General features: G+C 70.1%; 1 protein-coding gene. It reads left to right on the top strand.

The window, feature by feature from the left end; genetic code table 11:
- Positions 1–408, top strand: a 408-nt coding sequence (locus tag FLX07_RS36070; RefSeq protein WP_142576449.1) for a hypothetical protein, incomplete at its 5' end; no start/stop codon positions are given.
- Between the last annotated feature and the right edge of the window lie 3 nt (positions 409–411).

Consider the following 411-nt stretch of genomic DNA (forward strand, 5'->3'; position numbering starts at 1 on the left):
CTGTTCGGCTGGGGCCTGGCCACCCCCGCCGCCAAGGCCTGGACCAACGGCGCCAGCCCCACCGCCGGCTTCCTCAAGGGCACCGCCGACCACACCCTCGGCGGCCTGTTCACCACCCTCGCCGGCCAACCCTGGGTCGACTGGCTGTTCATGACCGGCCTCGCCGCAATCGGCACCGCCCTCATCCTCGGCATCGGCATGCGCATCGCCGCCACCACCGCAGGACTGCTCCTGCTCATGATGTGGGCCGCCGAACTGCCCCTCACCACCAACCCCTTCATGGACGAACACATCGTCTACGCCATCGCCCTGATCGGACTCGCCCTCACCGGCGCCGGCACCACCCTCGGACTCGGCACCCAATGGGCCGCCACCCCACTCGTCCGCCGCTACCCGATCCTCAAGTAACCC

Source organism: Microbispora bryophytorum, assembly GCF_006874465.1.
Taxonomy (GTDB): Bacteria; Actinomycetota; Actinomycetes; order Streptosporangiales; family Streptosporangiaceae; genus Microbispora; species Microbispora bryophytorum.